General features: G+C 43.3%; 13 protein-coding genes. 11 read left to right on the plus strand and 2 right to left on the minus strand.

Annotated elements, in window-relative coordinates; all coding sequences use genetic code 11:
* The first annotated feature begins 4 nt into the window (after window positions 1-4).
* The 7 genes from rsxB to G6R11_RS18300 all read left to right on the plus strand — a co-directional run bounded on the left by rsxB (window position 5) and on the right by G6R11_RS18300 (window position 7,059).
* On the plus strand, window positions 5-565 hold the full coding sequence (gene rsxB / locus G6R11_RS18270; RefSeq protein WP_163134503.1) for an electron transport complex subunit RsxB: 561 nt from the start codon (window positions 5-7) through the stop codon (window positions 563-565).
* On the plus strand, window positions 566-2,908 hold the full coding sequence (gene rsxC / locus G6R11_RS18275) for an electron transport complex subunit RsxC (protein ID WP_163134504.1): 2,343 nt from the start codon (window positions 566-568) through the stop codon (window positions 2,906-2,908).
* Complete coding sequence (gene rsxD / locus G6R11_RS18280) at window positions 2,901-3,971, plus strand: electron transport complex subunit RsxD (protein WP_163134505.1); 1,071 nt, start codon at window positions 2,901-2,903, stop codon at window positions 3,969-3,971. Before rsxC ends, rsxD begins: the two co-directional genes overlap by 8 nt.
* Window positions 3,961-4,593 (plus strand): electron transport complex subunit RsxG, encoded by a 633-nt coding sequence (gene rsxG, locus G6R11_RS18285; RefSeq protein ID WP_163134506.1) that lies wholly within the window; start codon window positions 3,961-3,963, stop codon window positions 4,591-4,593. The genes rsxD and rsxG overlap by 11 nt, the downstream gene beginning before the upstream one ends.
* A gap of 11 nt (window positions 4,594-4,604) precedes the next feature.
* Entirely contained in the window at window positions 4,605-5,288 is a 684-nt protein-coding gene (locus G6R11_RS18290; protein WP_163134507.1) for an electron transport complex subunit E, read from the plus strand.
* Complete coding sequence (gene nth / locus G6R11_RS18295) at window positions 5,285-5,917, plus strand: endonuclease III (protein WP_163134508.1); 633 nt, start codon at window positions 5,285-5,287, stop codon at window positions 5,915-5,917. The genes G6R11_RS18290 and nth overlap by 4 nt, the downstream gene beginning before the upstream one ends.
* Window positions 5,918-6,129: 212 nt before the next feature.
* On the plus strand, window positions 6,130-7,059 hold the full coding sequence (locus G6R11_RS18300) for a 2OG-Fe(II) oxygenase (protein ID WP_163134509.1): 930 nt from the start codon (window positions 6,130-6,132) through the stop codon (window positions 7,057-7,059).
* A gap of 40 nt (window positions 7,060-7,099) precedes the next feature.
* Here G6R11_RS18300 and G6R11_RS18305 read toward each other — a convergent pair whose 3' ends face one another.
* The gene (locus G6R11_RS18305; protein ID WP_163134510.1) at window positions 7,100-7,969 is read right to left on the minus strand and encodes an OmpA family protein; all 870 of its coding nucleotides are present in this window, start codon (window positions 7,967-7,969) and stop codon (window positions 7,100-7,102) included.
* A 120-nt stretch (window positions 7,970-8,089) separates the two neighbouring features.
* Here G6R11_RS18305 and rnt point away from each other — a divergent pair, with 120 nt between their 5' ends.
* The 4 genes from rnt to fabA all read left to right on the plus strand — a co-directional run bounded on the left by rnt (window position 8,090) and on the right by fabA (window position 12,740).
* On the plus strand, window positions 8,090-8,749 hold the full coding sequence (gene rnt / locus G6R11_RS18310; protein WP_205472924.1) for a ribonuclease T: 660 nt from the start codon (window positions 8,090-8,092) through the stop codon (window positions 8,747-8,749).
* A 3-nt stretch (window positions 8,750-8,752) separates the two neighbouring features.
* Complete coding sequence (locus tag G6R11_RS18315; protein ID WP_163134518.1) at window positions 8,753-10,081, plus strand: Na+/H+ antiporter family protein; 1,329 nt, start codon at window positions 8,753-8,755, stop codon at window positions 10,079-10,081.
* Between the two features lie 52 nt (window positions 10,082-10,133).
* Window positions 10,134-12,125: an AAA family ATPase gene (locus G6R11_RS18320; RefSeq protein WP_163134512.1), complete on the plus strand. Its 1,992-nt coding sequence runs from the start codon at window positions 10,134-10,136 to the stop codon at window positions 12,123-12,125.
* Between the two features lie 78 nt (window positions 12,126-12,203).
* The gene (fabA, locus tag G6R11_RS18325; protein WP_163134513.1) at window positions 12,204-12,740 is read left to right on the plus strand and encodes a bifunctional 3-hydroxydecanoyl-ACP dehydratase/trans-2-decenoyl-ACP isomerase; all 537 of its coding nucleotides are present in this window, start codon (window positions 12,204-12,206) and stop codon (window positions 12,738-12,740) included.
* Window positions 12,741-12,783: 43 nt separating this feature from the next.
* Here the strand turns inward: fabA and G6R11_RS18330 are convergent.
* Window positions 12,784-13,464 (minus strand): IS3 family transposase (locus G6R11_RS18330; RefSeq protein ID WP_163134514.1); only part of this gene is annotated, 681 nt, incomplete at its 5' end.

Here is a 13,464-nt window from a genome sequence, read left to right on the forward strand (position 1 = left end):
TTAGATGTTAGAAGCACTCATTGCAATCACCCTGTTAGCCTTAGTCTTCGGTGGAATACTGGGTTATGCAGCTATCAAATATAAAGTTGAAGGCAACCCAATTGCCGACCAAGTGGAAGCATTGCTGCCACAAACACAGTGTGGCCAATGTGGTCATCCTGGTTGTCGCCCTTATGCCGAAGCCATTGCTAATGGTGAAGCTATAAATAAATGCCCACCAGGTGGCGAAGAGACAGTAGTAAAACTAGCAGAATTACTTGGGGTTGAAGCGATCCCTCTGGATGAATCAGCCTTTAAAGAAGATGACCGAAAAAAAGTTGCCTACATCGTAGAAGATGCGTGTATCGGTTGTACCAAGTGTATTCAAGCCTGCCCTGTTGATGCCATTATGGGCGCTAATAAACACATGCACACCGTTATTACTAAAGAGTGTACCGGATGTGAGCTTTGTGTAGCCCCCTGCCCAACCGACTGTATTGAAATGCGCCCGATACCTACAACAACCAAGAACTGGGATTGGAAATTGAACCAAATTGATGTCGCAATCATCGAGGAACAAAAATAGATGGTGGCGTGGTTAGACAAAATTAAGCAGGGTTTTACTTGGAACTACCAAGGCGGTGTTCACCCAGAAACCAAAAAACAGGATATCAACTGTGATAAACCTGAACTTATTAACTTGCCTAAAGAGTTAAGTATACCCGTTCAGCAACACATCGGCAGCGCGGGAAAGTTACTCGTAGAAGTTGGCGAAAAGGTATTACGTGGGCAAGCCTTAACTGAATCTCAGTTCTTTCAAGCACCACCAGTTCATGCCTCACTTTCTGGTGAGATTATCGCGATTGAGCCAAGAGTATCAGCGCATGCTTCAGCCATTCCCGAGTTAAGTGTTGTGATCCGCGTAGATGCAAAGCAACAAGATGCCCAATGGCCAAACCCTCTGCGTGATGAAGAGTTAAGCCCTGAAGCCATTTGCCAACGCGTTCATTTATCAGGAATATCCGGTATGGGTGGCGCAGGCTTCCCTACAGCTTTAAAAATTACACCGCACAAGCCTTTGGATGTACTGATTATAAACGGCGCCGAATGCGAGCCCTATATATCAGCAGACGATTGTTTAATGCAGAACTATGCCGCTGAAATTATTGGTGGTGTTGCTTTACTGCAAAAAGTACTCAAGCCAGCGCTTACCATTGTTGCAGTCGAAGATGATAAACCTAAAGCCATTAAAGCCTTAGAAGCCGCTAGCACACAAGATATCATCATCCGAAGCATTCCCACCAAATACCCTTCTGGTGGCGAAAAACAACTTATTCAAGTACTTACTGGAAAAGAAGTTAAGGCTAATCAGCTACCGATTGACTTGGGCATGCTGGTGCAAAATGTAGGTACTGCTTACGCCGTACATCGCGCAGTCACACTTGGCGAACCTTTAATATCCCGAATAGTCACACTCGCAGGTGATCTTGTAACAAGCCCAAGCAATTACTGGGTACCAATTGGCACAGCAGTAAACGATGTGATCAGCAAAAAGCTGCAGGGTGAACATAACGCACCTACCATCATGGGCGGCTCAATGATGGGCTTCATGCTGCCTAACAACCAAGCACCGGTGGTTAAAACAACCAACTGCTTAATTGTTAATAATCCAATGGCAGCTGACAATGAGTCACCGTGTATTCGTTGTGGCGAATGTGCTCAAGCCTGCCCAATGGGGTTGCTACCTCAGCAGTTGTATTGGTATGCCAAAGGCGATGAGCTGAACAAAGCGCGTAACTTCAATATGATGGACTGCATTGAATGTGGAGCCTGTGCCTTTGTGTGTCCAAGCGAAATTTCTTTGGTGCAACACTACCGAACAGCAAAAGCCAAAATACGCAGTGAAGATTTAGCGCAAAAAGAAGCAGATATAGCCAAACAGCGCTTTGATGCTCGCCAAGCGCGTTTAGAAAAGGACAAGTTAGAACGCAAAGCAAAACATCAACAAGCTGCTTTACGTCGACAAGCTCAAGCAGAAGACAGTGCTAAGCAAAATAAACCTGATCCCGTTGCTGCAGCATTAGCAAGAGTAAAAAACAAACAAGCCGGTAGCCCAGCAGCTAAACAAGATGAAACCGGTGAATGGGTACCAGATAACCAAGCGGCGATTGCTGCTCGTGAAGCTCTTAAAGCTGAAAGAAGAGCTAAGCGAGACGACGAAAGCAAAACTAGCCCTAACCCAGCGGTCGCGGCAGCTATCGCGCGCGCAAAAGCCAAGAAGCAACAAGGTCAAGAATCCGAAACTACTGCAGTTGAAGGCGAAGGTAGCAAATCTAGTAACCCTGCTGTGGCTGCCGCCATCGCAAGGGCTAAAGCGAAGAAGGCTGAAGCTCAACAACAAACAGAGCCCACTACCGCTACTAATCCAGCCGTGGCCGCTGCGGTAGCACGAGCGAAAGCAAAAAAACAAGCTAGCCAAGAAGCAAGTACAGACCAAACTGGCGACAGTTTAAATAAGCCTGCAGCAAAATCTTCAGCAAACCCAGCTGTTGCTGCAGCAATAGCCAGAGCTAAAGCCAAAAAAGCAGCGCTAGCTGAATCTGAGGAAGTTAATGAGTTAGCTAGCAAGACTAACAACAAGGATGATGAAGCCTTTGAGTCCACTTCTGCTGGCGGTGAAGCTGTTCAACAAAACACACTGAGTGATGGAAGTGCTAATGCTAGCGATAGCAAGTCTAAGGCTATAGCCGCAGCAGTTGCCAAAGCTAAAGCCCAAAAGGCCAATATCGCCGATACAGTAGCTGATACAAACTCAAGCCCAGAAAAACCAGCTAAAAAAGTTAACCCCGCGGTTGCCGCGGCAGTTGCTCGCGCTAAAGCTAAAAAGCTCGCAGAACAACAGCGCGAAGAGAAAGACACAAATGAATAGCACTAACATAAAAAGCTCTCCTTTCGTTAGAAAGCCCCTAAAAACCAAAACATTGATGTTTTGGGTGATTCTTTGCCTTTTGCCAGGTTTATTAGTTCAAAGTTTTCATTTTGGAATAGGCACCTTAATACAAGTAATGCTCGCATCAACCGTAGCGGTGTTGAGTGAAACCTTAGTGCTTATCTTGCGCAAGCGACCAATATGGCCAACCATAAGTGACAACAGTGCATTGGTCACCGGCATTTTAATTGGGTTAGCACTTCCAGCCTATGCTCCTTGGTGGATAGCGCTGATCGGTACTTTCTTTGCGATAGTTGTTGTAAAGCATTTGTATGGCGGGCTTGGACATAATATTTTTAATCCAGCTATGGCTGCATACGTGTTGTTGCTGGTGTCTTTTCCGGTAACCATGACAAGCTGGATGCCGCCGCAGAGCTTGTTAGTTGAGAGCTTGTCTAGCATCGATGGTTTTTCGCTAATTTTTAACGGTTTTACTGTAGACGGTTTTAGCATTAAACAAATTGCTAGCATCGATGGTCACACCATAGCTACGCCTCTTGATGAGATGAAAACACAACTCACTTTAGGTTTTACTTCTACTGAAATTTCTAGCCATGAGATCTACAGCGGCTTTGCAGGTATTGGTTGGCAATGGATTAACGTAGCCTACTTAGCAGGTGGTTTAGCACTAATTTACTTAAAAGTAATTCGCTGGCATATTCCTTTGGCTTTTGTAGGGACTCTTTTTGTTTTGAGTCTGCTTTCTGCTGCTATCAATCCTGACCATTCTATTCCTGTGTTGCTACAACTATTTTCTGGCGCAACCATGATTGGCGCATTTTTCATACTAACCGACCCAGTAAGCGCAGCAACTAGCAACCTAGGCAGAATGATATATGCAAGCTTAGTTGCACTATTAGTATTTGTGATCAGGAATTATGGCGGCTACCCAGACGCAATCGCCTTTGCAGTTTTGCTCGCCAATATGGCAGTGCCAATGATAGATCACTTCACCAAACCCCGCGTATATGGTTACGGCGAAGGAAGTAGCAATGACAACTAAACGCCAATCAATGACAAAAAACGCGGCGATGTTGGCCTTGTTCGCCTTTGCCTGCACTTTGTTAGTTGTCATCGTTAACTACTTCACAGAGCCAAGAATTGAACAACAAGTTAAAGCTCAACTGATTAGATCAACCAATGAAGTCTTATCAGAAGAATTGGCCACTAGCGATTATCAGCAACGGTGTTTAATCGTTAAAGAACCCCAGTTTTTAGGTAGCGATAAAGACCAAACCATTCGACTCATTGAGTTAAACCAAGTTACAGCTGCATATGTTTACCAGACTATCGCCCCAGATGGTTACAGCGGTCAAATTCGCCTGCTAGTAGGCTTAAACGCAGACTCAACGATTAGCGGAGTTCGTGTAGTACAACACAACGAAACACCGGGTTTAGGTGATAAAGTAGAAACTCGAAAGTCTGATTGGATTTACCAGTTTAACGGCCAAGGCCTGATAGATGAAAAAGATTCTCGCTGGGCCGTAAAAAAAGACGGCGGCCAATTTGACGCCTTTACTGGCGCCACAATTACACCACGCGCCGTGGTAAAAGCAGTCAAAAACGTATTAATTTATCACGCCAAAAATCAGCAAAGCATTAATGACAATGCTACAGATTGTTAAAGGAATATTTGATGAGCGAATATAAGCAATTAGCTTGGCAAGGCCTTTGGAAAAACAATCCTGGATTAGTTCAGCTGCTAGGCTTGTGCCCTCTGCTTGCTGTTACCTCTACGGTAACTAATGCGCTTGGCTTGGGTGTAGCAACCATGCTGGTACTGATTGCCTCAAACACAACGGTATCACTGATTCGTAAATGGGTAGCTAAAGAGATCCGCATTCCAGTATTTGTTATGGTGATTGCATCCTTTGTTACCTGCATACAACTGTTGATGAATGCTTATACCTATGGCTTGTATCAAAACTTGGGGATATTCATTCCCCTCATTGTGACCAACTGTATCATTATTGGCAGGGCCGAGGCGTTTGCTGCGCGTAACAGCGTTAAGCCAGCGGCATTTGATGGATTAATGATGGGTCTAGGTTTTGGACTTGTGCTAGTAGCGGTTGGCGCTATTCGAGAGTTATTAGGCAATGGCAGTTTGTTTTACGGAATTGAGCTGCTGCTGGGCGAATGGTCATCCTTCTTATATGTTCAAATCGTCGATTTTAACGAACACTTTTTAGTTGCGATTCTTCCTCCTGGCGCATTTTTGGTAATGGGTTTTATCATCGCCCTAAAAAATGTGATTGATAACAAAGCTAAAGCCAAACAAGCATCAGCAGAACCACTTTCAGATAGTACTCAAAGCGCATGAACAAACAAAAACGTTTAGAAATACTTACTCGTCTTAGAGATAACAACCCTCACCCAACCACTGAGCTAAACTTCTCTAGTCCTTTTGAGTTGCTCGCAGCAGTTTTATTATCAGCGCAAGCCACAGATGTGTCGGTAAACAAAGCAACCGATAAACTCTACCCGGTTGCTAACACGCCTCAAGCCATTTTTGATTTAGGTGTAGATGAGCTAAAAAGCTACATTAAAACCATTGGCTTGTTTAACTCGAAAGCTGAAAACTTAATTAAAACCTGCAAAATTCTCCTGGAACAACACGGCGGTGAAGTTCCAGAAAGCCGAGAAGCCTTAGAAGCGCTGCCAGGCGTAGGAAGGAAAACTGCCAACGTAGTGCTAAACACCGCGTTCGGTTGGCCAACCATCGCTGTGGACACCCACATCGACCGCGTATCTAATCGCACCAAATTCGCCATGGGTAAAAACGTGGTTGAAGTTGAAAATAAACTTTTAAAAGTCGTTCCAAAAGAATTTAAAGTCGATGTACACCACTGGCTTATTTTGCATGGCCGTTATACTTGTGTTGCACGTAAACCGCGTTGCGGCTCATGCATTATTGAAGATTTATGTGAGTATAAAGATAAAGTCGACTAAATGTAGTGCCTGAGTTGTATCAACAAAATATCGGTCTGTTAGATAAGGTGGTAGACCCATTTCAAGTGCAGTTTTCGCCAACGCTCGCTACGACTCTTAATAAAAAATGAATTCTGATTCAATTGAATGCCCATTTATCTAAGCCATTAAACATAATAGATTTGCTCTCAAGTTAGTCGGGAATTCCCAATTACAAAATCAGGAGAGCGTAAATGAAAAATGCCGCAATAAGCCTAAATAGTGAACTTGAAAAAGCTCGCGCACTAACACTCCCCTCAAGGCAAGACATGCTTGCGCGTTCACCTTCTGTGCAGTCATTTTGGATTAACAACCAACAGCTGCTCGCTAATGCATGGAGTGAATGGGAACAATCTAGCAGTGGCTCAATACTTGTTTCTGGCGAATCTCTACTAGATGAAAAATTACAAAGCGCTGTAAATACGGCTTGGCAAGATCCAACAACCGAAATCCTAGTTAAAGATTTGTGGGAAGAGGCAGCTCCTGGTGTATACACTGCGCAGTTTTTTAGCCCTGAAAAACTAAGCGAGTTACGCCAATACTTAGATAGTGTAGCCACTGCGGATATACCTTTAAGACCGCCCTATGGAATAGTACTGAATCGACATGGCGCGATGCTTGACGAACGATCAGAAGGTTATCTTGCCGCTCCAAGTTTTCAGGCGTTTTACCGAGTATTACTGGACAAATACATGCGCCCGATTGCGCGCCTGTTGTTTCCAGAAATATATGGCTACGACAACCAAACTTTTGGTTTTTCTATTCAGTGGCAAGCTGGAATGGACACATCTCTGCGCCTTCATACCGATGCGTCCTCGGTAACAATGAATATTAATATGAATTTACCGGATGAAAAGTTTACCGGTTCAGAAGTTGATTTTTACGACCCAATCACAGGAAGCTTTAAAAGGCTATCATTTGAGCCAGGAACAGCAATGATTCATCGGGGCAATATTGCGCACGCTTCTCAGCCAATACGAAGCGGTGAACGTTCTAACATGGTGCTTTGGTTGTACGGAGACCGAATGCAAACGCCCATTGCTTATAACCAAGCTGATCCAGTATCTGCGAGGCAACGTTGGAGTACTCCAACAGCACCGCGAGACAGAAGTGCGCCTTTCTAAAGTTGATCAAAAAGGTAGAGCTAGTCGCTCTACCTTTTTTCTATAACAGGTCTTTACCCAGTGAGATAACTACTCTTCGGTTTCGCTCTCGGCCCATGGTATTGTCGTTACGCGCAACGTGCCTGCGTTCACCATGTCCAGAAACTTCAATAACACTTTCATCTAAGCCGCCAGACTTAAAGTAATCTCTTACCATGTTCGCGCGCTTTTCAGAGAGTTCTTGGTTAATCCACTTACCGCCGTAACTATCGGTATAGGCGTCTACCAACACTACATCTATCTCTGGGTCATGCTTAACGTAGTCACCAATTAGCTGTAAGCGCTTCTTCGAACGAGGTGTTAACTCATTGCTATTTGACTGGTAGGTTAAAACGGTAAACGCGATGTCATCAAATGAATAAGGTAATAAGCGACCTACACACTTTAGGAAATCGTTGTATTGAGTTTTAAAGTTAATCGAGGATATTCCAACCGCAGTTGTATTATTGCTCGCGTACCAATCGTTAAAGTAAAAGGTAGGGACATTACCGTCTTCTAGCTCACTCAGCATCTGCCAAGCGGGTTGAGCATTTACGTAACCGTCGAATTGCTGATAGAAAGACAACTCGCTAATCCGTTTAGAGCTTGCGCCGGGCTTCCATTGGGGAGGAACACTGCGTAAGGAGACTTGATGAGTCTCTGCGGAAATCTTGTACATGTCTAAGTAAAAATCTAGATTTACATTTTTAGATGACCGGCTAATGAAACTCGCAACACCAAAAGATGGAATGAAATGATCCATTCTACATTCAATAGGGGTTTTGTTTGATACCACCCAAGTTGAGTCATCTAACGATGCTGAATAGTTGCGCACGTTTGCATGGGCAGACATGACGCTTAATGCCAAAGGCAGCAATAAGTAATGTTTCATTAGCAGAAATCCTCTCTTCTCCATAAATTATCGGCATCTAGGCGATAATCTTTAAAGCAAATTAGCGATTCTTTGCAGCTTTTGTAATAATGCGCGCTTCAAATATTACTTACCCACATTATGACCATTACTGAACTCACGACCGAATTAATGTCTAGTAGATTTCGCGGCTACTACCCAGTAGTTATCGACATAGAAACCGCTGGCTTTAACGCTAAAACAGATGCCTTATTAGAGATCGCAGCCGTTTTGCTAAGTTTTAACCAACAAGGCGAATTGCATGTACTGGAAACGATCCAGTTTAATGTGGAGCCTTTTGAAGGCGCTAACTTAGAACAAGCCGCATTAGAGTTTACCGGGATAGACCCAAACAACCCTTTGCGTGGTGCGGTAAGCGAAGACTTTGCTTTGAAAGAAATGTTTAAGCCAATACGCAAGGCATTAAAAGCCCATGGTTGTAACAGAGCAGTGATGGTGGCTCACAATGCAGCCTTTGACATGGGATTTTTTAACGCAGCGGTAGAGCGTTGTAATATTAAGCGTAATCCATTCCACCCTTTTGTAAGCTTTGATACTACCAGTATAAGTGCCCTAGCCTTGGGTCAAACTGTATTGGCCAAGGCTTGTAAAGAAGCGGGCTTAGAATTTAGCAACGAAGAAGCACACTCTGCGCTATACGACGCGCAAAAAACAGCAGAGCTGTTTTGTCTAATCGTTAACAAGTGGAAAACTCTTGGCGGTTGGCCGCTACCCACACCAGACCAAGATGAGAATCATTAAGTGATGATTGCTAATCCAGTTGTATTGTCGGTGTGCTTAATGCTGATACTAAGTTTACTTAGAGTAAATGTAGTATTGGCTTTATCGGTAAGTGGAATCATCGGTGGACTTTTGTCTGATCTCAGCCTAAATGAAACCATAGCGGCGTTTGAAGCGGGCTTAGGTGATGGAGCAAAAATTGCCTTAAGTTATGCTCTGCTAGGAGCATTTGCAGTAGCCATTGCAAGAAGTGGCTTAACAGATATTATCACCGGAAAAATTGTAAGCACAGTGAAGCTTCATAAAGAGCAGCATCTTTCATTGGTTAAATGGCTAATGCTTGCAGCTATTATTTTGATGGCGGTAAGCTCGCAAAACTTAGTACCGGTGCACATTGCCTTTATTCCGATACTCATCCCACCGTTACTAGCGGTTTTTAATCAGCTAAATATGGACCGCAGAATCATTGCTTGCTGCATCACCTTCGGCTTGGTCACTACTTATATGTGGCTACCCTATGGCTTTGGCAGCATATTCTTAAACCAATTACTACACGGTAACATTTCATCAGCAGGTTTAACGATTGATAAAAGCCAGTTACCCATTGCTATGACGATACCAGCCCTAGGAATGGTATTAGGGCTTGCTACAGCGATACTTTTCTCTTATCGAAAGCCAAGAGCATACCAAACAGCGGCGACGAATAGTGAGCAAAGCACAAGCAAGGTATTACCAAGCTCTGCAAAAACTGTTTTAAACATCGCTATTATATTAGTTGCTTTAGCAGTAAACGTTTATACCGATTCAATTATCATGGGCGCGTTAGCGGGCTTTTTGTTACTCACCACTGCGTCAGGTTTAAAACCCCAAAACAGCCAAGATTTGTTTGTTGAAGGCGTAAAACTGATGGCCTTAATTGGATTCATTATGATCGCTGCAAATGGCTTTGCTGGGGTTATGAAGGCTACCGGGGGCGTACCCGACTTAGTGAATAGCGCTCAAAGTATACTTGGTGATAACAAGGCTTTCGCAGCTGCAATGCTATTGCTAATGGGCTTACTGATTACTATGGGAATAGGTTCGTCATTTTCGACCATTCCCATTATTGCCGCTATATACGTACCGCTCGCCCTCTCCCTCGGTTTCTCTGAATTAGCGACGGTTGCCTTAGTGGGAACATCAGCTGCTTTGGGTGATGCAGGCTCGCCGGCCTCAGACTCAACACTTGGCCCTACTGCTGGATTAAACAGTGACGGTCAGCATGATCATATTTGGGATACGGTTGTACCTACTTTTTTGCACTTCAACTTACCACTGTTGGTTTTTGGTTGGATAGCAGCTATTGTTCTATAGAGCTAACAAACTGTTTTAACTACATATTGAACGTTTAACATTGAGAAACGAATTGACTGAATCAGCCTTAAGCATTGATAAACTAACACCTACATTTTCGCTAGAAAACGTAAACCCAACTAATGACATTCAATGGTCGAGTTTATTGCCTATAGCTAAATCTAGTTTTGACTACTTTACACAGCCCAATAATCACCAACAAGTCATGGTGTGCCAAGGCCCTAGTTTTTTCAATTTGCATTCAGTACTCGCTGACTTTGCTAAAGATCTTAATTTAGAGCAACTAGCTTACGCCTTAATATTCAACCCTATCCAGCCTAAACGCCCATATTGTATTGAGCTTACTCAACAAGGCCAAAAGGCGTTTGAGCAAGCTATGCTTCAGATTGAAGATTTGCTAAATAAGGATTTTGGCTCAGAACTGTTAGCTAAAGAACTCGGAGAAGAATTAGCGTTTATGGAAGAGTCTCAATCAGACTCCCTAACAAAAATTCTACAAGGACTCTCCGAAGCACAAGTTGCTAAACCAGTATTGACACTCATTAAACAGCTTTTTGAGTACCTTGTTGAACTGCCATCTTTTTCTACCATTCAAAAGTTCTATAAAACATGGCTTAGCAAGCCAACGCTAAACTATTGCCACGAATTCACTAGAACGTCGGTTTTTGGTCAGTACCTTTCTCAGCCTATTGAACATTGCTCGGAGTTAGTGGAAGTAAATTTAGGGGCTATTCACCACTCTGCTTCTGGCATATTGGTAATCAATGCAGAAGACGTTCTTGCAGAAGCGAAGCTTTGGTTTGAACTAAAAGCTTGTTTAGCTACATCAATACTTTCTTGGGATAAACTGCAAGGCGACAAAGTAACTAGCCAACCACAAAACTTGTCGATAAACACAAAGTTAGTGCTTGTTGGCAATGCCAATGCCATCGCCGATTTATATGAGCTCGACCCAACTATAAGAAGCCTAGGGCTTTTAGAAACAGAACTGCCACTAGAAATAGAAGCTACTTCAAACAATATCGATTTATATTTAAGCCACATTAATGGCGAGTTAGCTCTACGTGGCTTATCTAGCTTAACAGCCGAACTCTATGAAAGTGTGTTGCGCTACTCCGCTAGGCTTTGTGAGCATCAAAAATATTTAAGTTTAGATGTGCAAGAGTTGATTGCACCACTTCAATCACTAACGCTCAAGCAATTCAAGCCAAATAGTCAGGGCTTTACTCAAGCACTAGAGTTACTAAGCAACAACGTTAACAACCAGCAAAAATTTAGTGACCTTTCCTATAGAGATAAGCAAACCAATATTTGCTTAAGCGGTGAACAAGTTGGCCAAATTAACGGTTTATCGGTTATCGACTTCGCTGGTTTGGGTTTGTCATTTGGTGAGCCCATTAGAATAACCGCAAATGTGTTTCAGGGTGACGGCGACTTTAACGATATAGAGCGAAAGGCTGAACTAGCAGGAAATGTTCACGCTAAATCGATGATGATCATCCATGGTTTTCTAAATCAATTATTTGCCAGTGAGCATCATTTCCCCTACTCCGGCAACGTCGTATTTGAACAGTCTTATCATGACATAGACGGTGATAGCGCCTCTCTTGCATCAGCCTTAGCCTTGCTAAGTGCTATCTCAAAGCTTCCCATTCAGCAAAATACTGCAGTAACTGGCGCTTTAGACCAAAAAGGCAATGTATTGGCTGTAGGCGGTATCAATGAAAAGATTGAAGGTTACTTAAGGGTTGCTCGCATCGTTAGTAATGAGCAACCCATTGTTGTCGTGATCCCAGAAGCGAACTTAAATCAACTCAACCTTTCTAAAGACGTATTGAGTGCCGTTGAGCAAAAGCAATTAAGTATTTTCACCGTTTCTACTATTCACCAGGCAATACCGTATTTGTTTAATTTGCCTGCGGGTGAATTACTCGATGAACAAAGTGTTTACGGAAAAATCTACAAACTAATCAACCTACCCAACGATGACATTGGTTTAATTCGTTGGCTTTTGAAGAAAATATCCGACTTATTCAAGTTTTAGTGAATTTTTCGGACATCGGACTTGTTTAGCGTACACGTGTTCGCTAAAGTATCGGCAAATTTTATAAAGGTATAATTCATGACTCAGGTTTCGCAAAAAGAACTAGGTAAAACTAGCTATGAACGCCAAGAATTGCTTGATTGCAGCCAAGGCCTTTTATTTGGTGAAGGAAACAGTAAGTTACCAGCACCAAACATGCTAATGATGGACCGTATTCTAAAAATCACCCACGAAGGTGGTGAATTTGGAAACGGTGAAATCGTTGCTGAGTTAGACATTACTCCTGATTTATGGTTTTTTGATTGTCACTTCCCTGGCGACCCAGTAATGCCTGGTTGCTTAGGTTTAGATGCAATGTGGCAACTTGTGGGCTTTTTCTTAGGTTGGAGCGGTGGTCCGGGCAAAGGACGCGCATTGGGTGTAGGTGAAGTTAAATTTACCGGCCAAGTATTACCAACCGCAAAAAAAGTCACTTACCGTATTCAAATGAAGCGTGTAATTATGCGCAAATTGGTTATGGGTATTGCTGATGGTGTAGTAGAAGTAGATGGTCGCCAGATTTACTCTGCCAACGACCTAAAAGTGGGTTTATTTACCGACACCTCTACTTTCTAGTATTGCTAATACACTGACCCGTCCTAAGATAGGTTGACGATTTTTAGGCCAGCTCCAGTAGCTGGCCTTTTCTATTGTGCACCTGATTGGGCGTTTTCATATTTAAACTCAGATGCGGCCTCATAGCGTTGTATATCGCTATCGATTCTTTTACAAGTATCTTCATTTCTTTAAGCGTTTTACATCGGTACAGTAAAAACTCCTGCTTCAGTATTCCGTTTATCCTTTCCGCCAACGCATTTTGGTAGCAATCATAACCGTCTGTCATCGAGGGTCGAATTTGGTTTATCAACAGTTCATCCTGATAAACTGCCGAGCAGTATTGTGAGCCTCGGTCTGAGTGGTGTACCGTGTTAGCGATATAGCGCTTATCTTTAACCGCCATTTTCAGGGCCTTCACTACGCTGTCAGCTTTCATGTCCTCACTCAAGTGATGACCGACTATTTTACGAGAAGCAGCATCGGTCACCAGCGACAGATAGTGTACACCTTGGTCTGATTCAAGATAGGTTATGTCGCTAACCAGTACATGCTCTGCATCATGTAACCCTTCCTCTTTCAGCAGGTTAGGATGTTTCTTCATCCAGTGCTTGCTGAATGTCGTTTTGGTGAAGCTTCTCTTTGGTTTAACCAGCAAACCATCACGTCTCAAAGAGGCAAATAGCCCATCTCGTCCAAGTTTAATGTCGTGCTCAAGGAGTTTAGGCTTTATCAACACGTAGAG

Source organism: Agarivorans sp. Alg241-V36 (assembly GCF_900537085.1).
In the GTDB taxonomy this organism is placed as follows: domain Bacteria; phylum Pseudomonadota; class Gammaproteobacteria; order Enterobacterales; family Celerinatantimonadaceae; genus Agarivorans.

Coding starts and splice junctions, on each gene's coding strand:
- G6R11_RS18305 (WP_163134510.1), bottom strand. CDS start 7,969: ATGAAACATTACTTATTGCTGCCTTTGGCATTAAGCGTCATGTCTGCC.
- G6R11_RS18315 (WP_163134518.1), top strand. CDS start 8,753: ATGATTGCTAATCCAGTTGTATTGTCGGTGTGCTTAATGCTGATACTA.
- G6R11_RS18300 (WP_163134509.1), top strand. CDS start 6,130: ATGAAAAATGCCGCAATAAGCCTAAATAGTGAACTTGAAAAAGCTCGC.
- rsxD (WP_163134505.1), top strand. CDS start 2,901: ATGAATAGCACTAACATAAAAAGCTCTCCTTTCGTTAGAAAGCCCCTA.
- rsxG (WP_163134506.1), top strand. CDS start 3,961: ATGACAACTAAACGCCAATCAATGACAAAAAACGCGGCGATGTTGGCC.
- rnt (WP_205472924.1), top strand. CDS start 8,090: ATGACCATTACTGAACTCACGACCGAATTAATGTCTAGTAGATTTCGC.
- rsxB (WP_163134503.1), top strand. CDS start 5: ATGTTAGAAGCACTCATTGCAATCACCCTGTTAGCCTTAGTCTTCGGT.
- G6R11_RS18290 (WP_163134507.1), top strand. CDS start 4,605: ATGAGCGAATATAAGCAATTAGCTTGGCAAGGCCTTTGGAAAAACAAT.
- fabA (WP_163134513.1), top strand. CDS start 12,204: ATGACTCAGGTTTCGCAAAAAGAACTAGGTAAAACTAGCTATGAACGC.
- rsxC (WP_163134504.1), top strand. CDS start 566: ATGGTGGCGTGGTTAGACAAAATTAAGCAGGGTTTTACTTGGAACTAC.
- nth (WP_163134508.1), top strand. CDS start 5,285: ATGAACAAACAAAAACGTTTAGAAATACTTACTCGTCTTAGAGATAAC.